This is a genomic window from Allofournierella sp. CML151 (assembly GCF_027853465.1).
GTDB lineage: Bacteria > Bacillota > Clostridia > Oscillospirales > Ruminococcaceae > Allofournierella.
Map to the genome: position 1 here is coordinate 1 of NZ_JAPNNW010000030.1, position 23,930 is coordinate 23,930.

General features: G+C 63.6%; 21 protein-coding genes. 13 read left to right on the top strand and 8 right to left on the bottom strand.

What is annotated here, in order from left to right:
- The first annotated feature begins 15 nt into the window (after nucleotides 1-15).
- The gene (locus PH256_RS14605) at nucleotides 16-531 is read left to right on the top strand and encodes a flavin reductase family protein (RefSeq protein ID WP_087182995.1); all 516 of its coding nucleotides are present in this window, start codon (nucleotides 16-18) and stop codon (nucleotides 529-531) included.
- Nucleotides 532-1,006: 475 nt separating this feature from the next.
- A complete protein-coding gene (locus tag PH256_RS14610) occupies nucleotides 1,007-2,116 on the top strand; it encodes a hypothetical protein (protein WP_270914749.1) in 1,110 nt (369 codons plus the stop codon).
- Nucleotides 2,117-2,223: 107 nt separating this feature from the next.
- Here PH256_RS14610 and PH256_RS14615 read toward each other — a convergent pair whose 3' ends face one another.
- Nucleotides 2,224-4,314 (bottom strand): glutamine synthetase III family protein, encoded by a 2,091-nt coding sequence (locus tag PH256_RS14615; RefSeq protein ID WP_087182997.1) that lies wholly within the window; start codon nucleotides 4,312-4,314, stop codon nucleotides 2,224-2,226.
- 273 nt (nucleotides 4,315-4,587) lie between these two features.
- Entirely contained in the window at nucleotides 4,588-5,817 is a 1,230-nt protein-coding gene (locus PH256_RS14620) for a class I SAM-dependent rRNA methyltransferase (RefSeq protein ID WP_270914750.1), read from the bottom strand.
- A 171-nt stretch (nucleotides 5,818-5,988) separates the two neighbouring features.
- Here PH256_RS14620 and PH256_RS14625 point away from each other — a divergent pair, with 171 nt between their 5' ends.
- On the top strand, nucleotides 5,989-6,501 hold the full coding sequence (locus PH256_RS14625; RefSeq protein WP_270914751.1) for a CYTH domain-containing protein: 513 nt from the start codon (nucleotides 5,989-5,991) through the stop codon (nucleotides 6,499-6,501).
- Between the two features lie 358 nt (nucleotides 6,502-6,859).
- Nucleotides 6,860-7,594, top strand: a complete 735-nt coding sequence (locus PH256_RS14630) for a ZIP family metal transporter (RefSeq protein WP_242956081.1) — start codon at nucleotides 6,860-6,862, stop codon at nucleotides 7,592-7,594.
- A gap of 52 nt (nucleotides 7,595-7,646) precedes the next feature.
- Here the strand turns inward: PH256_RS14630 and PH256_RS14635 are convergent, their stop codons facing one another.
- On the bottom strand, nucleotides 7,647-8,021 hold the full coding sequence (locus PH256_RS14635) for a desulfoferrodoxin family protein (protein WP_270914752.1): 375 nt from the start codon (nucleotides 8,019-8,021) through the stop codon (nucleotides 7,647-7,649).
- Nucleotides 8,022-8,427: 406 nt separating this feature from the next.
- On the opposite strand from PH256_RS14635, the gene PH256_RS14640 reads away from it, so the two are divergent.
- The 9 genes from PH256_RS14640 (at nucleotide 8,428) to PH256_RS14680 (ending at nucleotide 17,716) form a co-directional block, all read left to right on the top strand.
- Nucleotides 8,428-8,838 (top strand): RrF2 family transcriptional regulator, encoded by a 411-nt coding sequence (locus tag PH256_RS14640; protein WP_270914753.1) that lies wholly within the window; start codon nucleotides 8,428-8,430, stop codon nucleotides 8,836-8,838.
- Nucleotides 8,839-8,973: 135 nt separating this feature from the next.
- Nucleotides 8,974-11,013: a M28 family peptidase gene (locus tag PH256_RS14645; protein WP_270914754.1), complete on the top strand. Its 2,040-nt coding sequence runs from the start codon at nucleotides 8,974-8,976 to the stop codon at nucleotides 11,011-11,013.
- Between the two features lie 6 nt (nucleotides 11,014-11,019).
- On the top strand, nucleotides 11,020-11,697 hold the full coding sequence (locus PH256_RS14650; protein WP_270914755.1) for a GNAT family N-acetyltransferase: 678 nt from the start codon (nucleotides 11,020-11,022) through the stop codon (nucleotides 11,695-11,697).
- A gap of 4 nt (nucleotides 11,698-11,701) precedes the next feature.
- Nucleotides 11,702-12,970, top strand: coding sequence for a nickel-dependent lactate racemase (larA, locus tag PH256_RS14655; RefSeq protein ID WP_270914756.1), 1,269 nt, complete (start codon nucleotides 11,702-11,704; stop codon nucleotides 12,968-12,970).
- Nucleotides 12,971-13,283: 313 nt separating this feature from the next.
- Nucleotides 13,284-14,189 carry a transporter substrate-binding domain-containing protein gene (locus PH256_RS14660; protein ID WP_270914757.1) on the top strand — a complete coding sequence of 302 codons (906 nt, stop codon included), beginning with the start codon at nucleotides 13,284-13,286 and terminating at the stop codon, nucleotides 14,187-14,189.
- Nucleotides 14,190-14,293: 104 nt separating this feature from the next.
- Nucleotides 14,294-14,989, top strand: a complete 696-nt coding sequence (locus PH256_RS14665) for an amino acid ABC transporter permease (RefSeq protein ID WP_206406337.1) — start codon at nucleotides 14,294-14,296, stop codon at nucleotides 14,987-14,989.
- 1 nt (nucleotide 14,990) lies between these two features.
- Nucleotides 14,991-15,719 carry an amino acid ABC transporter ATP-binding protein gene (locus tag PH256_RS14670; protein WP_333766447.1) on the top strand — a complete coding sequence of 243 codons (729 nt, stop codon included), beginning with the start codon at nucleotides 14,991-14,993 and terminating at the stop codon, nucleotides 15,717-15,719.
- A gap of 157 nt (nucleotides 15,720-15,876) precedes the next feature.
- Nucleotides 15,877-16,953 carry an ethanolamine utilization protein EutH gene (gene eutH, locus PH256_RS14675; protein WP_270914759.1) on the top strand — a complete coding sequence of 359 codons (1,077 nt, stop codon included), beginning with the start codon at nucleotides 15,877-15,879 and terminating at the stop codon, nucleotides 16,951-16,953.
- A 241-nt stretch (nucleotides 16,954-17,194) separates the two neighbouring features.
- Complete coding sequence (locus PH256_RS14680) at nucleotides 17,195-17,716, top strand: MATE family efflux transporter (RefSeq protein ID WP_270914760.1); 522 nt, start codon at nucleotides 17,195-17,197, stop codon at nucleotides 17,714-17,716.
- 63 nt (nucleotides 17,717-17,779) lie between these two features.
- On the opposite strand, the gene PH256_RS14685 is transcribed toward PH256_RS14680, so the two are convergent.
- The 5 genes from PH256_RS14685 to PH256_RS14705 form a co-directional block, all read right to left on the bottom strand.
- On the bottom strand, nucleotides 17,780-19,240 hold the full coding sequence (locus tag PH256_RS14685) for an undecaprenyl-phosphate glucose phosphotransferase (protein WP_270914761.1): 1,461 nt from the start codon (nucleotides 19,238-19,240) through the stop codon (nucleotides 17,780-17,782).
- Nucleotides 19,241-19,403: 163 nt separating this feature from the next.
- Nucleotides 19,404-20,090, bottom strand: a complete 687-nt coding sequence (locus PH256_RS14690; RefSeq protein ID WP_270914762.1) for a peptidoglycan-binding domain-containing protein — start codon at nucleotides 20,088-20,090, stop codon at nucleotides 19,404-19,406.
- A gap of 30 nt (nucleotides 20,091-20,120) precedes the next feature.
- Nucleotides 20,121-22,196 carry a peptidoglycan-binding protein gene (locus PH256_RS14695; protein ID WP_270914763.1) on the bottom strand — a complete coding sequence of 692 codons (2,076 nt, stop codon included), beginning with the start codon at nucleotides 22,194-22,196 and terminating at the stop codon, nucleotides 20,121-20,123.
- 9 nt (nucleotides 22,197-22,205) lie between these two features.
- Nucleotides 22,206-23,666 (bottom strand): recombinase family protein, encoded by a 1,461-nt coding sequence (locus PH256_RS14700; RefSeq protein WP_270914764.1) that lies wholly within the window; start codon nucleotides 23,664-23,666, stop codon nucleotides 22,206-22,208.
- Nucleotides 23,663-23,800 (bottom strand): hypothetical protein, encoded by a 138-nt coding sequence (locus PH256_RS14705; RefSeq protein ID WP_158096327.1) that lies wholly within the window; start codon nucleotides 23,798-23,800, stop codon nucleotides 23,663-23,665. The genes PH256_RS14700 and PH256_RS14705 overlap by 4 nt, the downstream gene beginning before the upstream one ends.
- Nucleotides 23,801-23,930: the final 130 nt, after the last annotated feature.

The window sequence follows — 23,930 nt, forward strand, 5'->3', positions numbered from 1 at the left end:
AAGGTGTTTTGACAAATGGAGTACCGGAAGATCGAACCCGCCGCCATCAGCGGCAATCCCTTTGAGATGATCGGCAACGAGTGGGCGCTGGTGAGCGCCAAAAAGGCCGACGGCACCGTGAACACCATGACCGTGAGCTGGGGCACCATGGGCGTTTTGTGGCGCAGGAACGTGGTACAGATCTACCTGCGCCCCCAGCGCTACACCAAGGAATTTGTGGACCAGGCCGGCCGCTTCACCCTGAGCTTTTACGGCGAGGGCGCGAAGAAGGAGCTTGGGTATCTGGGCAAGGTGAGCGGCCGCGACGAGGACAAGATCGCCAAGGTTGGCTTTACCGTGAAGGATTTCGACGGTGCACCCGCCTTTGAAGAGGCCCGCCTGGTGCTGGTCTGCCGCAGCCTGTATGCCCAGCGGTTGGACCCGGCCTGCTTTTTGCCCGGCAACAACTGCGATGCGGACTGCTACCCCGAAAAGGATTACCACACCCTGTATGTGGCCGAAATCGAGGCCGTGTACGAGAAGGCGGAATAACCTTATCAAAAGCAGCAAGGCCCCCGGAGCATTCCGGGGGCCTTTTTCTGTTTGTTTTAAAAGGGATGTTTATCGGACTGTATTTTGGGACGAAAATGCTCAAAGTACAAATTATGGGACGAATGGTTTGGTAGAATAAGACCATCGGAAGGGGGCACGGCCCCCGAAAACAGTTTTAACTTGCCAAAAGAAAGGTAGGGTCGAGTATGGATTGCATCATTCGGAACGTGGGGTCTCATGTGGAGGTATACAGCCGGAGCGGAGTGTTTCTGTTCTCGGCCGACAATACCCGCGAAGCCATGGAGGAGCTGGGCCAGGCGGGCTGAGCCGGAAAACGTGCGGGACACGCCCGGCACAGCGGAGTGAAAAAAGGCGGGAAAGGCCAGAATATGCCAAAATGTTCCAAAATGTGAAATAAACCACCGCCCTGGCACGTTACCTCTATGAAAGATAAAACAGAGGGGAGCGTGCCGCCATGACGAAGCATCGCAGAGCAAACAGCAAAAGGAACAACGGGAAAGCACTGGCGCTGGCCTTGGCGCTCTGCGTTCTGCTGTCCGGCTGCGCCGGGCGGGGGCAGACCCCTTCAAACGGGAGCAGCCCCGCCAGCGGCAGCGTGGTGGCGGGCAGCAGCATCCCCCAGACCGGCCAGGAGGCCATGGCTTATCTGGAGGGCAGCCTGCGCCCCTATAAAAAGGGTGTGGAGTTCACCCTGCCCGAGGGCTGGCCCGGCGAGGACTGGAACATCCAGATCAGCGGCCGCGCCGCCATGGGCGAGGGCGGCATGAGCATTCACCTGATGGAAAAGGAGAACGCCGAAAAGGCCTGGAAGGCGGGGCAGACCTATCAGATCGAATGTGCCCAGGGCTATCTGGACCTGAACCTGAGCGCCTGCCTCTATTCCGACGAGGAGCAGGAGCTTTCGGTGGATCTGCTGGCTCTGGCCCAGGGACAGCCCCAGCCCCAGGCGCCCGCTGCCCCGGAATCGGAACCGGCGGAAAGCATCCCGGAGAGCGCCAGCGAGCAGGACATGACCCAGCGGGTAAGCGCCACCTTCCCCGCCTATCAGGAGGGGCGGAGCGAGTATAACGGGGAATATTACGACCAGGCCCCCTTCACCGCCAGCTTCCTTGTACCCCAGGGCTGGAGCCTGCAGGAGCCGGAGGAGAGCGACCGGGTCTTTGACCAGGGCATGAACACTCAGCTTCTTGTCTGTGACGGCGAGGGCCGCGCCGTGGGCCGCATCGGCTACGGGCTGATCGAAACCGCCGAGCCGGGCAATGAGCCGGAGCCCGGGGAGGAGTACAAGCTGGTGTATTGTTATCTGCGCACCCCCTCCAGCTGCTACTGGGAGGATTACCGGGCGGTAAAAAAGACGGCCGCCGGTGAAAACGCCGTGGCCACGGTGTATTTCGGCGAAGGAGAGTCGGGGTACGCCGCCGAAGAGCGCACCGCCCACGGGGCCCTGGCCTACGACAAAGAGCTGGGGGTCTATGTGGCCCTGCGCATGGAGGAGGATTCCCCCCTCAATGCCGACCAGGTGGAAACCCTGGCCCAGAGCCTGACCCTGGCAGCTGTGGCCTGAGCCGGGACGCAAACGAAAAAAGAACAAAACCCAGCCGCCGCAACATTACCGGTTGCGGCGGCTGGGTTTGTTTTTGATCCGATAAGGCTTATCTTGCGTCTACACGCTTACACGTAGAACAGCATGGTGCTGTAGCTGGGCAGGGGCCAGTACTCGGCGCCGCAGATGGACTCGGCGGCGTCGGCGGCGGCACGCAGGTCGCTCATGGCGGGCAGCACCACGTCGTGGTAGCAGCGGGCGGTGGCCAGCGCGCCCTCGCTGCGCTCGGCCTTCTCCACGCAGGCCTCCAGGCGGTCGGCCGCGTCGCTCATGGCGTCGGTGTAGTTGGTCAGCTGGCGCAGCACCTTCTCCTCGGCCTTGCAGCTGATGCCCGGGCAGGCGGTCTTCTTCCGGTTCATGCCCTTGGCAATGTCGCCCATGTAGCGGCTGGCGGCGGGCACCAGCTGGCGGCGGGCCATCTCCAGCATGGTCACGGCCTCGATGTGACGCACCTTGGCGTAGTTCTCCAGCTTTACCTCGTAGCGGCTGCGGCACTCGGCCTCGTTCAGCACGCCCATCTGCTCGAACAGGGCGATGTTCTTCGGGTCCACAAAAGCGCCCAGGGCTTCGCAGGCGCTGGGCTCGTTGTGCAGGCCGCGGCGGGCGGCCTCTTCCTCCCATTCACGGCTGTAGCCGTTGCCGTTGAAGATCACCCGCTTGTGGTCGCGGATGGTGCGCTTGATCAGCTTGACCACGGCCTTGTCGAAGTCCTCAGCCTGCTCCAGCTCGTCGGCGTAGCCCTTCAACTCCTTGGCCACGGCGGTGTTCAGCACGGTGTTGGCGTCGGAGATGTTCACCGAGGAGCCGGGCATGCGGAACTCGAACTTGTTGCCGGTGAAGGCGAAGGGGCTGGTGCGGTTGCGGTCGGTGTCGTCCTTGGCGAACTGGGGCAGGACTTCAACGCCCAGGTCGATCTTGGCGGCGGCGGGGGCCACGTACTCGCTGCCGGAGGCGATGGCGTCCAGAATGCCCTCCAGCACCTCGCCCATGAAGATGGACACGATGGCCGGGGGCGCCTCGTTGCCGCCCAGGCGGTGCTCGTTGCCCGCGCCCACGATGCTCATGCGCAAAAGGTCGTTGTATTCATCCACGGCCTTGATGATGGCGGCCAGGAAGATCAGGAACTGCAGGTTGTCCTTGGGGGTGTCGCCCGGGTCCAGCAGGTTCATGCCGGGGGCGGACAGGGACCAGTTGTTGTGCTTGCCGCTGCCGTTCACGCCCTCAAAGGGCTTTTCGTGCAAAAGGCAGACCAGACCGTGCTTCGGGGCCAGCTTTTTCATCATCTCCATGGTGAGCAGGTTGTGGTCCACGGCCACGTTGCACCGGTCGAAGATGGGGGCCAGCTCGTGCTGGCAGGGGGCGACCTCGTTGTGCTTGGTCTTGGCGGAAACGCCCAGCTTCCACAGCTCCTCGTCCAGATCCTTCATGAAGGCGGACACTTCCTCGCGCAGCGCGCCGAAGTAGTGCTCCTCCATCTCCTGACCCTTGGAGGGGGCCGCGCCGAACAGGGTGCGGCCGGTGAGGATCAGGTCCTCGCGGGCTTCGTAGTGCTCCTTCTTGATCAGGAAGTACTCCTGCTCGGGGCCCACGGTCACGTCCACGTGGCTCACGTCCTTGCCGAACAGGTGCAGGATGCGCTTGGCCTGGCTGGTCACAGCCTTCATGCTGCGCAGCAGGGGAGTCTTTTTGTCCAGGGCCTCACCGGTCCAGCTGCAGAAGGCGGTGGGGATGCACAGGGTGCCGTCCTTGATGAAGGCGTAGCTGGTGGGGTCCCAGGCGGTGTAGCCCCGGGCCTCGGCGGTGGCGCGCAGGCCGCCGTTGGGGAAGCTGGAAGCGTCGGACTCGCCCTTCACCAGCTCCTTGCCGGAGAACTCCATGATGGCGGTGCCGTCCTTGTTGGGGCTCAAAAAGCTGTCGTGCTTTTCGCTGGTGATGCCGGTGAGCGGCTGGAACCAGTGGGTGTAGTGGGTGGCGCCGTTTTCAATGGCCCAGTCCCGCATGACGCTGGCCACGATGTTGGCCAGGTCCAGATCCAGCGCCGCGCCCCGCTGCAGGGTGGCCTTCAGGCTTTTGTAGGTGGCGCTGGGCAGGCGCTCCTTCATCACATGCTCGTTGAACACGAGTGAACCGTAGATCTCCTTGGTGTTGGCTGATGCCATAACTGTTCCTCCCTCACAAAAGGCCGGCAAAGACCGGCGGTTTCCCATACGAATATTTCACAAAAAATTATATGTTTTTTTACACCCGCCGTCAATTCAAAACAAGGGCCCGGCTTTGCGGTTTGGAGGGTTTGCAAAGACCGGGCCCACGCGGGCAAAAATTGTTGGTGACAGTGCCGAGAACCGGCGGCGAAAAGTGTGATTTTTCCCGGCCGAAACGGCGGATTCAAAGGCCTGTCCGGGCGGCGGTGCGCCGGTTCAGGCGGTGCTGCCTTAAATGACCTGGAACAGGAAGAATTTCAGGTAGTTGGTTTCCTCCACGTTCCACAGGATGGGGTGGTCCGGGGACTGCTGGCGCACCTCGATCTGGCGCAGCTGGCGGCCTGCGTCCGCCGCGGCGCTTTTCAGCATCTTGATGAACATCTCCTCGGTGGCGAAATGGCTGCAGCTGGCGGTGGCCAGGTAGCCGCCCCGGGGCAGCAGCTTCATGGCCCGGTAGTTGATCTCTTTATAGCCCCGCATGGCGTTGGCCGCGGTCTTGCGGGCCTTGGTGAAGGCGGGCGGGTCCAGAATGATGAAGTCGTAATTGTGGGTACCCTCCAGAGTGGGCAGCAGCTCGAACACGTCGGTGCACACAAAGTCCATCCGGTCCTCAAGGCCGTTGCGCTCGGCGTTGGCGCGGGCCATGTCCACCGCGGTCTGGCTCACGTCCACCGCGGTCACGTGGGCGGCTCCGCCGTAGGCGGCGTTCAGCGCAAAGCTGCCGGTGTGGGTGAAGCAGTCCAGCACCCGCTTGCCCCGGGCCAGCTTTGCCACCTGGCGGCGGTTGTATTTCTGGTCCAGGAAAAAGCCGGTCTTCTGGCCATTCTCAAAATCCACCGCGTAGCGCACCCCGTTCTCGCAGATCTCGATGACGGTGGAGGCGGGGTGGTCCTCGCCGTGCAGCTCGAACCAGCCCTTGTTCTCAAACAGGCCCTCCCGGGCGCGCAGGGCCACGTCGTTGCGCTCGTAAATGCCGCTGATGATCTGGCCGTCCTTGCGCAGCACGTCCACCAGCAGCGGGAACAGCTGGGCCTTGCGGATTTCCATGCCGTAGGACAGGGTCTGGGTGACCAGAATGTCGCCGAAGCGGTCCACGGTGAGGCCGGGCATCTGGTCCGCCTCGCCGAAGATCACCCGGCAGCAGCTAAGGTCTTCCTCGCCCATTACGGTCTTGCGGTAGGCCCAGGCGTATTCAAAGCGACGCCGCCAGAAGGCCTCGTCGAAGCTGTCGTTGGCGTTGCGGCTGATCAGCCGGATGCGGATCTTGCTCTCCCAGCTCAAAAAACCCGTGCCCAGGTAACGGCCCTTGCCGCTCACCACGTCCACCAGTGCGCCGTTCTCCGGCTGCGTTTCCGGCTGGCGGGTCAGCTCGTCGGCATAGACCCAGGGATGGCCGCTGAGAATGCTGTTCTCGGCCTTTTTGGTCACGGTGTAAACGGGATAGGGACGGGTCTGTTTCATGGTGCACTTTCCTTTCCTGGCGGTTTCTTCTATAATAAAACCGGACGTTTGTGCGGGGCCCCGGGCCCCGGCTGCAAAAAATTTCGAGATCAATTCAAGTATACCCGGTTTGCACCCGGGTGGCAAGCGAAATCCGCCGCCGGTGCAGGCCGAGAAAAAGGAGAAACGACCATGGAGATCGAACGCAAATGGCTGGTGAAGGGCTGGCCCCAGGGCCTTGCCCCGGTGAAAACCTTTGTGATGCGCCAGGGTTATGTGACCACCCGTCCCACCGTGCGCATCCGCAGCGAGGAAAGCGAGGGCAAGACCGATTACATCCTCTGCTTCAAAGGCAAGGCCAGCAGCGACGGCCTGGCCCGGGAGGAGATCGAGTCGCCCATCGACCCGGCGCTCTTTGCCCGGCTGGAGGCCTTTCTGCAGCGGCCGCTCATTCAGAAGGAGCAGCGCCGCTACCGGCTGGAGGGCGGCCTTGTGCTGGAGGTGAACCAGGTGGACGCGGGCCAGCCCGGCGAGTTCTTCTACGCCGAGGTGGAATTCGACAGCGAGGAGGCCGCCCGCGCCTGGCAGCCCGGCGCGCTGGCGGAGTATCTGTCCGATGAGGTCACCGGCACCCCCGGCCAGAGCATGGCCGCCTACTGGTGCGCCACCCGGGGGGATCTGGCCGACGAATACCGGGTGGAGTAATTCCCGGCGGGAAAGTTTTCCACAAAAATACGAAAAGTATTCCACGGTTTTCGACAGGTTTTCAACATCGGGGTTTTCCCCGGCGTGTGGAAAACCCGGTGTTTTGTAAAATCCCTGCAAAAAAAAGGTGGGAAAATGGCAAAAACCAGGTAACAGGAATTATTTTCAGCAAGCAGAAGGCCCCGGATTTTCCCGCTGTGTGGAAAACCGGGGCCCTTTTCAGCGGGTTTTCCACACAAAAAAGTGGAAAGTGTTGAAAACCGGCAGGTTTTCCCCCGTGGCCGCAGGCGCCTTCGTCAGGAACCCCAGCCGCTCCCTTCGCATAGGGTGAGGGCAGAGGAAAGGGGGAGAAACAGAGATGCATCAGATTCTGACGGCGGTCTCGATGACCGCCTTTCCCTGCCTGTGCACCGCGCTGGGGGCGGGGGCGGTGTTTCTGGCCCGGCCCGCGCCCGGCGGCGGACCGGGCCAGGGGCTGGCCGGTGGTGTGATGCTGGCGGCCTGCGTGTTCAATCTGCTGCTGCCCGCGGCCGAAAGCGGGTGGCTTGCCCCGGCGGCGGGGCTGGTGGCCGGGGCGGCGCTTCTGCTGCTGGCCGAACGGCTGGCGGGAGCTTTGGAAAACGGCGAGCGGGTGGGCAAACCCGGCGGCTGGGGCGCGGCGGTGGCCATCGGGCTGCACAACCTGCCCCAGGGCATGGTGGTGGGCCTGGCCGCGGCGGGCACTGCCGGTCAGACCGGGGCCGCAGCCGCGGGAGCCCTGGCGCTGAGCGTGGGCATCGGCCTGCAGAACCTGCCCGAGGGGGCGGCGGTGAGCCTGCCCGTCTGGCGGGCAGGGGCCGGGCGCTGGAAGGCCTTCGGCGCGGGGGTGGCCAGCGGCCTGGTGGAGCCCCTGGGCGCGGCGCTGGCGGCGGTGCTGGCGGGCGGTGTGCTGGCCGGGCTGATGCCCTGGCTGCTGGCCCTGGCCGCCGGGGTGATGCTGGCCGCAGCGGTGCAGGAGCCGCTGGCAGGGGCGGCGCAGCAGGGAGCCGGGGGCGTGCTGGCGGCAGCGGTGGGCTTCGGCCTGTTGATGGCGCTGAACCTGGCGCTGGGATAACGCAAAAAAACTCCCCCGGCTTTGCCACCGGGGGAGTTTTTCAGAAAATACTTCAGATTACGGTCTTCCACAGGCCGTGCAGGTTGCAGTACGCCCAGGCGGCCACGGGCGCTTCGCCCTCGGCCAGCGCGAATTTTACCTCGGGGGCATCCCCGGCGGCCAGCTTCTTCTGCTGCCAGCCCTGGCTGGTCTCCAGGACGACCCACTGGATCAGGTGCTCCTCGGTCATGGGATGGGCCACACTGCCCACGCTCACCGTCACCGAGCGGCCGTTCACAGCCACCACCGGCAGGTGCTTTTCCACCGCGGCGTCCACCACGCCGGGCTCCAGCAGCTTCATCTTCTCCCCGCAGCATACCACAGGCACGCCGCTCTTGTTCAGAAAGGCAACAATGTTGCCGCAGTGCTCACAACGATAGAATTCCATACCAAACGCTCCTTTCCGTGCGCTCAACAATCAAACAGGGGGGTTCCTTGTCTACCAGTTTACTCGATTTTGGCGTATTTTACAACTGCCTTATGGGCGAAAAAAGCGACAATGTCACACAAAATACGGGCCGGGTTCACCGGCGGCGCAAAGAATCTTAACAAATTGTGAAATGTTGCTTAACAATGATCGTACTTTTATTGACAAACACAGCCTTCCATACTATGATTAAGCAATAGGCTTTCTGTTATTTAAATGATTATTTATTTAAATAATCCACCCGCTTTGACGGGATTCCAAAGGAATATCACTCCGCTCGCGGGCTTTATACATCCTGCCTGCGGGCGTTTTATCAATATTTGGATGAGAGAGTTTGAGAACAACGGAAAGGAGGACGCGATTTCCCATGCGTTTGCGTTTGGAAACGGATTACGGCATCCGCTGCATGCTTTATCTGGCGCAGCAGACCGATTATGTGCAGGCGGGCAAGATTGCCGCGGCCATGGATGTGCCGGAAAATGTGATTCCCCGGGTGCTCAGCCGGCTGAAAAAGGCCGGGCTGGTGCAGGCCCGCAGCGGCGTGACCGGCGGCCACAAGCTGGGCCGCCCCGCCAGCCAGATCACCATGCTGGACATCATCACCTGTATGGAGGACCACACCATGCTGGGCCGCTGCCTGGATGATACCGCAAAAATGCCGGAGCAGAGCGGCGCCATCGCGGGCATGCAGCACTACTTCTTGGAGCTGCAGCAGGTGATGGAAAATTCCATGCGGTCGGTTACGGTGCAGCAGCTGCTCGCCGAACAGCCCGCCTGAAGCGAAAACAGAACAACGGGCCGGGGAGCTTCGCTCCCCGGCTTTTTGTTTTGACAAAGCCCGGCGGCTGTGATATACCAAAAATAGTTTGTATGGTTGGGCCAAAACGGCCCACTGCCTGGAGGGGGAACAAGTATGGAAACAATCGAACAGCAGCTGCAGGAGTGGAACCGCATCCGGCGGTATCTGGATATCTCTTATTCCTACGTGCTGGCAAAGCGGATGGAGGAGCCCCGCACCAACCCGGTACTGGGCTACCGCACCGCCGGCAGCCGGGCCGAGTTCGAGACCGGCGAGCTGCTGGCCGCCGAGATGCGCGCCATCGGCCTTTCGGTGGAAAAGCACCGCTTTACGCTGGACGGGTGGGACTTCCACCACGCCCGCCTTACTTATAAAGACGAAGAGGGCCGCGCCCACACCGCCGAGCTGGGCAGCTACCAGACCGACTTCGACACCAAGGGCCCGAAGCACTACACCCTCATCGACGCGGGTACCGGCACCGCCGCCGAGCTGGACCGGCTGGACGTGCGGGGCAAGCTGGTGCTGGTGCACATCAACCAGCGCAACGACTGGTGGATCAACTACCCGGCCTACCAGGCCCATCTGCGGGGCGCGGCGGCCATTCTGGCGGTGCAGGCGGGCGGCTACGGCGAGGTGGACGAGCAGGCCCTGAACGCCCAGAACATCTGCGGCCCTCGGCAGGCGCCGGCCTTCTCCATCTCCCGAAAGGACGCGGCCGCGCTGGCCGAAGCGGCTCACCTTGGCTTCGGCCGCTGCGCCGAGGTGACACTGGACGCATTGTCCACCGTGATGCCCGAAACCGAGAGCTACAACATCGTGGGCGCCCTGCCCGGCGAGGACACCGACGAGATGATTCTGGTGAGCGCTCACTACGATTCCTATTTTGAGGGCTTCCAGGACGACAACACCGCCGTTTCCCTGATGCTGGGCATGGCCCGGGCTTTGAAGCTGGCGGGCTACAAGCCCAAAAAGACGCTGGTGTTCTGCGCCTTCGCCGCCGAGGAATGGGGCGTGATCGACAGCCGCTACGACTGGTCCACCGGCGCCTACAATCAGATCTTCCGGGTCCGGCCGGACTGGGCGGGCCGGGTGATCGCCAACATCAATCTGGAGCTGCCCGCCCACGCCCACGGCAAAAAGCATCAGGTGCGCAGCGTGTATGAGCTGAAGCGCTTTTTGAAGGAGTGCATCCGCGCTTTGCCCGACGAGGTGGCGAACCTCTACCCCAAGGGAGTGGGAGTCGTCTGCCCGGTGCAGACCTGGTCGGACGATTTCTCCATGGCCATCGGCGGCGTGCCCAGCATGGTGGACGAGTTCGGCGGCGGCCGGTTCATGGCCACCCACTACCACTCCCAGTTCGACAACGACGGCGCGTACGATGAGAAGGTGTATCTGTTCCACCATCTGTTCTACACCTGGGTGCTGCTGCGGCTGGACCGCTGTGTGCTGCCCCCGCTGGACTTTGCCGAGCGGCTGTGGGCGTTGGATGCCAGCCTGACCAGCCAGAAGCTGAGCCCCCAGACCGAGGGCGCCTTCCGCAAAAAGCTGGCCGAGGCCGCCCGCCGGGCGGACAAGCTCACCCGCTGGGTCTGGAAGGTGAACCAGGGCGAGGTAACGCTGGAGGAGGCGGACCGCGCCGCGCTGCGCCGCCGCCTGCTGGAGCTCTTCCGCCTTGCGCAGGACTGCTTTGTGCGGCTGGACTGGAGCGAGAACGCCATCTTCCCCCACGAGAACACCCAGGCCAACCTGAGCGCCTTGCACACCGCCGCCTGGCAGCTGGCCGCGGGTATGGGCAAACAGGCGGTGGAGAGCCTGTGCGGCATCGACGACAACCGCTACGCCAACGCCTTTGACCCGGCGGTGGTGGATTACTTTGCGGACAAGGCCCGCAACCAGCCCGCCGAGCGGCTGATGTGGGGCGCGGGCCGCCTGCAGGAGCGGCTGGCGCTGGGGAGCCTTTTGCGCCGCATCAAGGCGGAACAGGCCATGGACAAGCCGGACCACACCGCCGCCCTGGCCCAGGTCAAGCAGATGAAAAAGGACCAGCAGGAGCTGCTGAAAGAAATCGTCAAGGGCGAGACCGCCGACCTTGCCCGTCTGAGCAAGGCCCTCAAGCAGGCCACCGGCAAATTCTTTGCCGGGAAAGGGGAGTGAGCCGCCGTGCAGACCGACCGACTTTACCGGGTCACGGAGTACGACATCCCCAACGTGATCCGCACCCTGACCGAGTGCTTCCAGGCGGACCCCTTGTACCGCCAGCTGATCCCGGACGCGGACGTGCGCCAGCGCACCCTGCCGGAAATTTTTAACTGCGACGCAAACGAGATGCTCTCCTGCTGCAATGTGTATGCGGACAGCCACGAGGTGGGCGGACTGGTGATTCTGGACGACGAGACCGAGCCCTACGACCCGCTGCGGTATTTTTCCACCGAGGCCTTCTACGCACTGAAAACCGACGTGTGCCTGGTGCGGGAGGACTGGTCGCTGAAGACCCTGTGGAACTTCTTTCTGGGCCGGCAGTACCTGAACTCCCGCTGGACCGAGGAGCTGCCGGACAACCGGATGCAGCTGATCTACTTTGCGGTGCGCCCGGCCTTACAGGGCGCGGGGGTGGGCCACAAGATGATTCAGCCGGTGATGGACTACGCCGACGAGCACGGGCTGCTCATCTCGCTGGAGACCCACAACCCGGCCAACCTGCCCCGCTACAACCACTACGGCTTTGATGTGTACAAGACCCTGAAAAGCCATTTTGAACTGACCCAATACTGTCTGGTGCGCCAGCCCGGCGCGCCGCTGCGGCCCCGAACCCCGGCCGCCCCACAGAAAGGAATGTGAAGATATGCCCTGCTTTGATTTTGCCTACGGAAGCGGCCGGGTCCAGCTGGACCTGCCGGAGAACGCCCGGTACCAGGAGCTGCACGGCCACAACGAACCCCCCATCGAGGACATCCCCGCCGCCCTGTGCGCCGCGCTGGAGGCGCCCATCCACGAAAAGCCCCTGCGCGGCTGGCTGCAGCCCGGCGACCAAGTGACCCTCATCATCAGCGACATGAGCCGCTTCTGGATGCGGCAGGACCTGGTGATCCCGGCGCTGGTGGAGTATATGGAAAAAGAATGCGGCATCAAGACCGACGATCTGGTCATTCTGGTGGCCAACGGCACCCACATCGGCGGCGACGAGGCCGAGCTGCGCACCCTGGTCACCGATGCAGTCTATGACCGGGTGCGGGTGGTGAACCACGACTGCCTGGCCGACGACCTTGTTTATCTGGGCACCACCAGCCGGGGCACCGAGGTGGTGGTGAACCCGCTGGCGGTGGGCCGCAAGGTGGTGGCCCTGGGCGCGGCCACCCAGCACGTGATGGCGGGCTTCGGCGGCGGACGCAAGAGCATCCTGCCTGGCATCGCCTCCATGAAGACCATCCAGCAGAACCACGCCCATTCCCTGGACCCCAATGAGCCCCACTCCAACCCGGCCATCGGCAACGCGGTGCTTAAGGGCAACCCCCTGCACGAGGACATGTGCGAGGCGGCGGCTATGATCGAGCAGCTGTATGTGGTGAACCTGGTGATGAACGCGGGCATGAAGCTGGCCCGCATCACCGCCGGTCACTGGCTGGATTCCTGGCTGGAGGCCTGCAAATCCGCCGACGCCATGTACCAGACCCCCATTGCCGAAAAGGCGGATGTGATCATCACCAGCTGCGGCGGCTACCCGAAGGATATGTCGCTGTATCAGGGCACCAAGACCATCGACAACGTGGAGTTCGGCCTGAAAAAGGGCGGAACGCTGGTGCTGCTGGCCGAATGCCGGGACGGCGGCGGCCCCGCCGAATATTTTGACTGGGTGGATTCCCTCTGCGCCGGGACCCTGGACGCGGACCTGCGCAAAAACTTCACCATCCCCGGCTACATCTTCTACCTGAACTGCGAGCAGGCCGCCCGGTATAACATCCTCATGCTCACCACCGCCCCCGCCGGGCCGCTGGCGCGCATGGGCATCAAGGCCTTCACTGACCCGGCCGAGCTGTGCCGCCAGCTGGACCTTGCGGGCAAGCTGGTGTATGTGATTCCCAACGGCTCCACCGTCATCCCGGCGGTGAAATAAGCGGGCCGCCCCGGCGGGAATGCTGTATATTCATTGCATGATGAATTTTTATTCACTCGCTTCCGTGCAAACTGCACAGAGGGGCCGCCAAAGCCGGTCCGGTTTTGTGGGATTCATGGAAAAAACCTCCGAGACTGAATATTTTTGCAAAAATGCCTTGCAAAAATCGGAATGGCGCGTATAATTATACACATGGACGGGGCACACACCCCGCAAGCGAAAAACGAACCACGGCGGCAAGGCCCGGCAAAGGGAGCCGGACCGGGGCGAACAGCACCCCGAAGCCGCCGCACAATACGGAGGGAAATCAACCATGAAAAAGTTTCTTGCCATTGCCATGGCGGCTGTTCTCAGCCTGAGCCTGGCCGCCTGCGGCGGCGCTTCTTCCAGCACCGCCTCTTCCGCCGCTGCTTCCTCTGAGGCCGCCTCCACCGGCGCTTCTTCCGAAGCTGCCAGCGCTTCCACCACCGCTTACGATTACTCTTCCTACACCGGCGAGACCATCGAGGCCATCAAGGCCAAGGGCAAGCTGGTGGTGGGCACCGAGGCCCAGTACGCACCCTTCGAGTTCAAGGACATGGACGCCAACTTCGTGGGCTGCGACATGTGGCTGGCCCAGCAGATCGCCGACGCCCTGGGCGTTGAGCTGGAAGTAATGGATATGGCCTTCGACGGCATCATCCCCGCCATCAAGTCCGGCCAGGTGGATGTGGGCATCGCCGCCTTCACCGTGACCGAGGAGCGTGCCCAGGAGATCGACTTCTCCGACGTGTACCAGAAGGACGAGCAGATGCTGATCGTCAAGAAGGGCAATGAGGACGTTTACACCACCAAGGAGTCCCTGGCCGGCCAGCAGGTTGGCGCCCAGCGCGGCACCGTGCAGAGCCAGCTGATCCAGAGCGCGCTGCCCGAGTCCACCCTGTTTGAGCTGGACAAGTGGCCCACCCTGGCCATGGAAGTGGCCAACGGCAACATTGCCGCCATCGTGGTGGACGGCGCCGTGGGCAACGACCTGATCAACAGCAACGACGCCATTGCCCAGGCCAACTTCACCTTCAGCGAGGAGGAGGCCAACTTCGGTAAGGCCGCCGTCATCGCCAAGGGCAAGGACGACCTGAAGGAGCTGGTGAACGCGGTGATCGCCAATGTGACCAGCGACGGTTCCTTCGACGCTGCTTACGACGAGGCGGTTGCGCTGAGCGAGAGCATGGGCGTATAATAGAACCAATGAAAAAGGGCATCCTCACACCCCCAAACCGGGTGTGAGGATGCTGTTGTGTCTTCGGCAGCGCAGCGCCGCTGCCCTCACGAAAGGGGAGTCTTATGGAGTTTTTGGAAAAGATGGTGACCCTGTTCACCAAGTACAACAGCTTTTTCAGCCAGGGTGTGGCCAACACCATCATCCTCGCGCTGTTCACCGTGCTGCTGGGCACCATCCTGGGCACGCTGCTGGCCATCATGAAGCTGGGCAAGTTCGCCCCCACCCGCTGGCTGGCCAACGTTTACATCGAGTTCATCCGCGGCACGCCGCTGATGATTCAGGTGATGTTCCTGTTCTACGGCCTGCCCATGGTGGGCATCACCTTCCCCAGCCTGCCCTTCATCTCCAACTCCGACCGGTTCATGGCCGGTATCTGTGCCATGAGCATCAACAGCGGCGCCTATGTGGCCGAGATCATCCGCAGCGGCATCCAGGCGGTGGACAAGGGCCAGACCGAGGCCGCCCGCAGCCTGGGCTTCAAGTCCGGCCAGACCATGCGCATGGTGGTGCTGCCCCAGGCCATCAAGAACATTCTGCCCGCCCTGGGCAACGAGTTCGTGACCGTCATCAAGGAGTCCTCCATCGTGTCGGTCATCGGCATCGCCGACCTGATGTACCAGACCAACAGCGTGATCTCCACCACCTACAAGTCGCTGGCATCGCTGGCGGTGGCTGCCATCATCTACTTTATCATGACCTTCTTCACCTCCCGTCTGATCGCGTTTGCAGAAAGGAAAATGGCCAATGGCACAAGATGAACTGATCGTTGTAAAAGATTTGAACAAGTCCTTCGGCAAGCTGCATGTGCTCAAGGACGTGAACACCACCATCCGCAAGGGTGAGGTGGTGGCGGTGATCGGCCCCTCCGGCAGCGGCAAAAGCACCTTCCTGCGCTGCCTGAATCTGCTGGAGGTTCCCACCGGCGGCCACGTGTTCTTTGAAGGCGTGGACATCTGCGACAAAAAGACCAACATCGACCTGCACCGCCAGAAGATCGGCATGGTGTTCCAGCAGTTCAACCTGTTCAACAACATGACCGTGCTGCAGAACATCACAGCCGCGCCGGTGAAGATCCGCAGGATGGACCCCAAGGCCGCGGAGGAAAAGGCCCTGCAGCTGCTGGACCGGGTGGGCCTGAAGGACAAGGCGAACAGCTATCCCGCCCAGCTTTCCGGCGGCCAGAAGCAGCGCGTGGCCATTGTGCGCGCGCTGGCCATGGAGCCGGACGTGATGCTCTTTGACGAGCCCACCAGCGCTTTGGACCCCGAGATGGTGGGCGAGGTGCTGCAGGTTATGAAGGACCTGGCCGCCGAGGGCATGACCATGGTGGTGGTGACCCACGAGATGAGCTTCGCCCGCGAGGTTTCCAGCCGGGTCATCTTTATGGCCGACGGCCAGATCCGGGAGGACCGGCCCGCCCGGGAGCTGTTCGCAGACCCCCACGACGACCGGCTGAAGGACTTCCTTTCCAAGGTTCTCAACCTGTGAGAAAACCCGCTTCGCGGCGGGGCGAAAATGTGATATACTGGGCATAACGCGCCCGGAACACAAACGGAGCAACACGCGGCGCGGCTCCCCTTGCCAAAAGGGGGCCGGGCCGCTTTTTTGTGCCCGGGCAAAAACGGGAAAAACGGGGGAGAAAACCATGAACATCTGCATTGGGGTGCTGCTCTGCTTTGCGGCCCTGGGCCTTGTGGACAAGGCTCTGGGCGGGCGGCTGGGCGTTGCCGCCGAGCTGGACCGGGGGCTGGCCGCTATGGGCGGTTTGAGCCTTTCCATGACCGGTATCTACTGCCTGATCATCGCCGCCGTGGGGGCGCTGGAGGGCGGGCTTTCGGCGGTGAGCTGGGCGCTGCCCTTCGACGCGTCGCTGCTGGCGGGCATGCTGCTTGCCCCGGACATGGGCGGCTGGGCCACCGCCAGCCAGCTGGCGGCAAGCGATGCCCTGGCGGCCTACAGCGGTCTGCTGGTGGCTTCCACCCTGGGGTGCCTTGTGAGCTTTACGCTGCCCATCGCTCTGGGCAGTCTGGAAAATCATCAGATTACCGGCTTTATGCAGGGCGTGGTGTGGGGCCTGATCGCCCTGCCCGCGGGTCTGGTGGCGGGCGGTGCGGCGCTGGGGCTTTCGCCGCTGGTGCTGGCGCAGAATCTGTGGCCGGTGCTGGTGCTCTGCGCTTTGCTGGTGCTGGGTCTGGCCAGGGCGCCCCGGCTCTGCCTGGGTGCGCTGGCGGGCTTCGGCGAAGCGGTGCGGGTAGTGGGGGTGCTGGCCTTCGGCGCGGTGGCGCTGGGGCTGTTTCTGCCCGGGCTGGCCATCGCTCCCCAGAGCCTTGTGGCCGAGGCGCTGATCATCGTGTTCAAGATCACAGTGGTGGTGTGCGGCGCCATGGTGGCCACGGCTCTGCTGCTGGCCCGCTGCGGCGAGGCGGTGCGCCGGGTGGCCGGGCGTCTGGGCGTGAACGAATACGCGGTGCTGGGGCTGCTGGCCTCGCTGGTGTCCACCGTGTCCATGCTGCCCCTCTACTCCCGCATGGACGTGCGGGGCAAGGTGATGAACGCGGCGGTGTCGGTGAGCGGGGCCTTTGTGCTGGGCGGCCAGATGGCCTTTGTGTCCAGCGTGAGCGATTCGCGCAGCGTGGCGGCCTTCTTTGTGTGCAAGATTCTGGCGGGCGTTCTGGCAGCGGCGCTGGCGCTGAAGTTCACCAAAAACGAGCAGCCTGCTTGACAAGCGCCGGGCCGGTCTGCTACAATGGCTTCGTTCATCGGAGGGTGAGCAGCCCAAAAGAAGCTGCGAGCTGGATAAGATGACGGGTGAAATTCCCGTTGTCTTATCCGGCTTTTTTTATGTTTACGGCGACACTCTCCGCAACACAAAGAGGAGGATTTCATGAACGGGCAAAGTGAAAAAAACGCCCCGGCACTGACCCGGGGCAACATTCTGGCGGCGCTGGTCCGCTGCGGTGGGCGTGGCGGAAAAGGTGTGCATGTTCCTGATGCTGGTGGCCTCCGCCTACATGCAGTCCATCTCGGCCTTTGTGGCTCAGAACAACGGGGCGGGCCTGCCCGAGCGCTCCCGCCAGGCGCTGTTTTACGGCATCCGCACCGCCTTTGCGGCGGGCGCGGTGATGGGGGCGCTGGCGTTGTTCGGCGGCGCGCAGCTGGCCGGGGTGTTCACTGCTGACCCGGTGGTCATTGCCGAGGCCCACGCCTACCTGAAGGCCTACGCCATCGACTGTCTGCTCACCGCGGTGCTGTTCTGCTTTGTGGGCTACTTCAACGGCTGCGGCCGCACCGTCTTCGTGATGGTGCAGGGGGTGGCGGGCGCCTTCTGCGTGCGCATTCCGGTGGTGTATCTGATGAGCCATATTCCGGGTGTGGGGCTGTTTCAGATCGGCCTGGGCACGCCCATCTCCTCGGCGGTGCAGATTCTTTTGTGCATTGCCGCCTACCGGTGGTATCAAAACCGGGCGAAGCGTTCCGCCCAATAAAACAGAAAAGCCGGGCCGGTGCGAGAGGGAAATTCTCTTCGCACCGGCCCGGCTTTTGGTTTGTTATTGATTGGGCTTATCCGGTTTGGCCTCAGCCTGTCCGCTTTCGGGCGGCTGGGCGGCATGGCCGGTCTGCAGATGCTCTTTGTTGAACAAGCCGCCGAATATGGTCATGAACACAATCTTGATGTCCAGGAAGATGGACCAGTTCTCGATGTACCAGATGTCGCACTGGATGCGCCCCTCGATGGAGGTGTCGCCCCGGAAGCCGTTCACCTGGGCCCAGCCGGTGATGCCCGGCCGCACCTGGTGCTTGACCATGTAAAGGGGCACCGTCTCCTTGAACTGCTCCACAAAATGGGGAATCTCCGGCCGGGGACCGATCAGGCTCATGTCGCCTTTGAGCACGTTGAAGAACTGGGGCAGCTCGTCGATGCTGCACTTGCGGATCAGGCTGCCGAACCAGGTTTTGCGGGGGTCGGCGTCCTGGGTCCAGCCGGTGTCCTGGCTGGTGTTCACCCGCATGCTGCGGAACTTGTACATGGTGAAGATCTTTTTGTTCAGGCCCACCCGCTCCTGCCGGAACAGAATCGGCCCCGGGCTGGAAAGCTTCACCCCGATGGCTGCCACCAGCATGATGGGGCTGGTGAGCACAATCAGAACAAGGCTGCCCACCACGTCCATGGCCCGTTTCAGGGCGGCGTTGAGCATGTTGTCCAGCGGGATGGTGCGGATGCTGATCAGCTTCACCGAGCCGATCACGTCCACCGTGGGGCGGCTGGGAATGAAGTCGTTGTAGAAGGGGATGATGCGGATCTTCGCGCCCTGCTTTTCGCAGGAGGCGATGATGGTGTTCATGAACCGGGTTTCGTGGGGCTCCAGCGCCACGATCACCTCGTCCACCGTGGGGCCGGCCAGCAGGTCCGGCAGGTCCTCGTAGCGGCCCAGGTGCTTGCCCAGGCCCGGCTTCTCGCTGGCGGCCACGTAGCCCAGCACGTTGTAGCCGTACTGGGGGTTGCGGCGCAGCGAATCCAGGTATTCAAAGGCCAGCCGTCCGTTGCCCACAATCAGCACATGCTTCAGGTTGTAGCCCAGCATCCGGTAGTGGCGCAGGATGCGCCGCACCGTGACCCGCTTGGCCACCACCAGCACAGTGGAGAACACATAAAACAGTACCAGTACCCCGCGGGAGAAGTCCACCGCACGGGTGAGGTAGAGCACCATGCCGATGAGCAAAAGGCCCAAAAGGTTTGCCTTCATCAGGGCCACCGTCTCGTCCAGCAGGGTGGAGAACCGGAAGGAGCCGTAGAGCTTGAAGGCATAGTAGATGGCGGCCATGATCACCCCGTAGCACACGGCGGGCAGGAAGGCCCCGGTGCGCAGCAGCACCACCGCCGGGTTGACCAGATTGTCGCGGTAAACGCCCAGCCACAGCCACACGGCCAGCAGATAGGCCAGGGCGATGAGCGAGATATCCAAAAGGCAGTTGACGATGTTCAAAAGCCTCTGATTTTTGCGGATCATAAACAGGTAAGCCCCCTTTTCGGCGGCGGGCGGAACACCCGGCGCGGGAAAACAGTCTTACCCTTTATTATAAACGAACGGGCGCAAAAGTCCATATTTTGAGTGATTTTGTCATGAAAAGAGCACGAAAACAGCCCCGGCAGATGCCGGAGCTGAGAAATTTTCAGTCGATCACGGTTTTGGTGCGGCCGATGCCCACCACCGCGGCGGTGATCTTTTTCCAGGTATTGCAGCCGCAGATGCCGTCCGCGATCAGGCCCACCGCCCGCTGGTAGGCCTTGAGGGCGTTTTCGGTGTTGGCGCCGAACTTGCCGTCCAGCGTGCGGGTGGAGTAGCCCAGGGCGTTCAGCGCGTCCTGCAGGATGAGCACGTAGGTGCTCACCGAGCCCCGGCGCACGGTGGGGTACCCGGCGGTGGTGCCGCTGCAGGCGGGTTTGCCGTAGCGCCGGTCAAAGTGTACCCAGGTGGGGGTCATGTCCTGAGGCTCCACATAGCCCCAGGCGCCGGTGTTCTTGGCGGCCTTCCAGATGGCGTTGCGGGCGGTGGACCCCTGCCCCTGGCCCACGTCGAAGGCAACGCCCGCGTAGTGCTGGCTGCGGGTGCCGTGGCCGCCCTCCCAGATGCGCTTGAAGGCGTAGCCGATGTGGATGCCCTTGCCGTAGGACCGGCGGGTCAGGTTCCAGGCCTCCATGGCGGCCACGGTGGTCCAGAGGGTGGGGCTCTGGCTGCTGCCCCGGAACTCCTTCACCTTCATGGTGGTGCCGTAGGAGTAGGGCATGGTGTCGTTTTCACCCAGGTTGTAGGTGATCAGCTTGTTGGAATAGGCATCGTACACAAAGATCTTGGGCATGGTGTTCGCTCCTTTCGTTTGGTGGGGTGTTCAGGCTTCGGGAATGGGCGGATAGAGCAGCGCGAAGATGGCATCCCAGGTGGCGCGGTCCACCACGCCGGTGGCGGGCAGGCCCAGCCCCTGCTGGAAGGCGGTCACCGCGCTGGTGGTCTCGGTGCCGTAAACGCCGTCGATGGGCACAAAATCCGCCACGCAGTACAGCTGGGCGATGCCGTTCATGGCCTGCTGCAGCGCGCTTACCGCGCCGCCCGCGCTGCCCGGGGCCATCACGTAGCCCGGGTAGTCCGGCGCGGCGGCGGGCACCGTGGAATCCGGCACCCCACCGGCCAGGCTCAGGAAGGTGGCCTCCAGCGCGTTCCAGGTGAATTCGTCCACCGTGTCGCTTTCGGGCTGGTTGAACTCCAGCTGCCAGCTGTGCAGCGAATCCAGGGTGCTCTGGCCGAAGATGCCGTCGAGCTTGCCCGGGTCCTGCACGGTGTCGTAGAAATAGCTGATGTAGCGCAGCAAAAACTGCACAAAGGCCACCGAGGGCCCCTCGGCGCCCAGCATCAGCTCAAAACCGGGCCAGGGCACCAGGTTAAAGGCGGCCAGCAGCCCGTCGGACGAGCGCAGCCGCTGGGCCTGCTCGTACAGAGCCTGCCAGGTGGCGGGGCCGATGATGCCGTCCGCCGTGAGGCCGAACATGGTCTGGAAGGCCTTCACCGCCGCGGTGGTGGACGGGCCGTAGATGCCGTCGATGGTCACGGTGGGCAGGGTGGGGAAGTAGACCGCCAGCAGCCGCAGATAGAACTGAGCCTCCCGCACCGCGGTGCCGGTGCTGCCCTGCTTGAGGGGCGTGCCCGGGTAGGTGCCGGGGCGCTGGTTGGGGGCAAGCAGACTGTCGGCCACGTCGCCGTATACCTCATACAGCTTCTGCCAGGTGGCGGGGCCCACCACGCCGTCCTGAGTCAGGCCGAATTCCTTCTGGAAGGCCTTCACCGCACTGGTGGTGGCCGCGCCGAAGATGCCGTCCACCGTGATGGTGGGAATGGACGAGAAGTTGGAGGCCACCATGCGCAGATAGAACTGCAGCAGGCGCACGCTGTCGCCCCTGTCGCCCTGGCGCAGCGGGGTGCCCGGGTAGCCGCTGGGCTGGTCCTGAATGTCGCTTTCCAGGCTGTTGTAGGCGGCGGCAATGGCCTCCCAGGTGGCGGGACCCACCACGCCGTCCACGGTCAGGCCGTTCTCCCTCTGGAAGGCGCGCACCGCATTGGCGGTGGCATTGCCGTAGATGCCGTCCACCGAAATGCTGGGCAGGGCGGGGTCGAACTCGGCCAGGGCGTTCAGCCAGAACTGGATGCGCTCCACCCCGGTGCCGGTGCTGCCCATCTGCAAGGCGGTGCCCGGGTAGGTGCTGCCGTTCACGTTGCTCTCGCCGCTGGGCTTTTCGCCCTCGCTGGTCAGCTCCGCCAGGTCCTTCACCGACACATAGATGTAGCTGATCTTGTACCAGGTGGCCCGGCCCACCACGCCGTCCACCGTCAGGCTGAACTGCTTCTGGAAGGCCTTCACCGTGGACTCGGTGGCCGCGCCGAACACCCCGTCGGTGCCCGGGTTGCCGAAGAAGGGGTAGTCCTTGGCGATGCGGGTGAGCTGCCGCTGGATGATGCGCACGTTGGTGCCGCTGTCGCCACGGCGGAGCGGGCTGCCGGGGTAGCTTTCCGGGATGTCCTGCAGGTTGTTGGTGCGCACGATCTCGATGTCGTTGCCGTAGTAGTATTTGAGGATCTGCAAAGCGTTCTTGCCCTCGTTGGCACGGTCCACCGTGCCCCACTGCTTCATGCCCTTGCAGGTGACGGACTTGCCGTCGCAGTATTCGGTGTAGTAGGGCTCGATGGTGCCCTGCCGGCGCACGTAGGTGTTGAAGATGTCGTCGGTGAGCTTTTCCATCACCTCAAAGATGTTGCGCCCGTGCACGTAATACTGGTCGTAGCTGGTGGAGTTGGTGATGTTGAAGGTGTAGCCCCGGCTGGGGTACCACTCGGTGAAGATGCGGTTCATGGCCAGACTGATCTGGGCGTGGATGTTGGCCCGCAGGGCCTGCTCCGGCCAGGCGGGCGTGCCCAAACCCGCGCCCTACACCCGCCAGAAAAGCTCCAGCCGCCGGTTGCCGGTTTCATCCGGCGGGTACACCAGAATTTTCTCGATCAGCGCCGCCGCCAGCTCCCGGCTCAGGGGCAAAGGGGTGGAGGATTCCGGCGCTTCGGGCGCTTCCGGGCCCCGGGGCGGCTCCAGCTGCCGCAGCCGGGCCAGCAGCTCGGTTCGCAAAGCGGCAAATTCCTCCTCGGCCAGCAGCCCGGCGGCCTTGTCCTGATAGAGCCCTGCCAGCGCCAGCCGCAGCCGCCGGTCCGCTCCCATGGCGGGGGGCGGGGCCTTGGCCGGGGCCGGAGGCAGGCGGGCCGCGGCTTCAAACAGCGCGGCCACCCGCCCGGCAATCAGCGCTTCCAGTTCCGAAAGGGGCAGGTAGGGCTGACCGGGGCAGGCCGTGGGGCTCTGGCGGGCGGTGCGGCAGCGGAAATACCGGGTGGGCGCACCGCTTTTGGGGATGGTGCCGGAGCGGGTCTGTTCCATCAAGTGACCGCACAGGCCGCAGACCACCAGCCCTGCCAGCGGATGGGGCGCGCCCTGTTTGCCCGAGCGGGCCCGGGCGGAAAGCATCGCCTGCACCCGGTCGAACACCGCCCGGCTCACCAGAGCGGGCTGGCTGGCGGGGGCCACGATCCAGCGGCTTTCCGGCAGGCGGCGGGTCTGCTTGCCCCGCCAGCTGATCCGCTCCACCCGCCCCTGCACCAGGTCCCCCGCATAGGTGCGGTTGGTGAGCAGCCGGTGCACCGTGGCCTTGCTCCAGAGGCCCGGCCCCGGCACTTTGCCTGCCGCCAGGGCCTTGGCCGCGGCGGGGGCGGGGATGCCCTCGGCGTTCAGCCGCCGGGCGATGGCCGCGCACCCAAGGCCGGAAAGGGCCAGCCGGAAGATGCGCTCCACCACCGGGGCGGCGGCCGCGTCCGGCAGAAGGTGACCCTTTCGGGCCGGGTCCTTTTGGTAGCCGTAGAGCGGGCTGCCGGCGATGCTGCACCCCTGACGCCGCTTGTGGGTGAGCACCGCCCGCACGTTGGCGGAAAGGTCCTCCAGATACCACTCGTTCATCAGCCCATAGATCTGGCGGCTCTTTTTGCCCGCCGCGTCGCCGGTGTCCACATGGTCCACCAGCGCCAGAAACCGCACTCCCCACAAAGGAAACAGCCCGTGCAGGTACTTTTCCACCAGCTCCATGTCCCGGGTGAAGCGGGACTGGCTTTTGGCCAGAATCACGTCGATCTGCCCAGCCCGGGCGGCGGCCAGCATCCGGTTGAAGGCCGGGCGGTCCCGGTCCGCGCCGGAGTAGTCCTCGTCGCAGTAGATGCCCTGCACCGCATAGCCCAGCCGCTCCGCCCAGGCCAGCAGCATGGAGCGCTGGTTCTGGATGCTCTCGCTCTCGGCAGACGCTTCCAGCCCCTCGTCCTCCCGGCTCAGGCGGCAGTAGAGCGCCGCCCGCGTCAACGCTCCGGCTCCTCTTTGGGCGGCTGGGGTGTACCCTCGGTCAGCGCCTCGGCCAGACGGCGCACCGCCGCCGCCCGCTCCCGGTCGCCCTTTGCAAGAAAATGCTCCTCCAGAATGTAATGAATGGACGCCATATGAAAAAATCCCTCCTGTTCGATGCATTTCGCGGCAGCTGCCGCCGTATCATCCTATGAGCCGGGCGGGCGGAAAAATGCGCAAAATCTGTATGGAAGAGCCGGTCCGTTGTGCAGCCAACCGCAACAA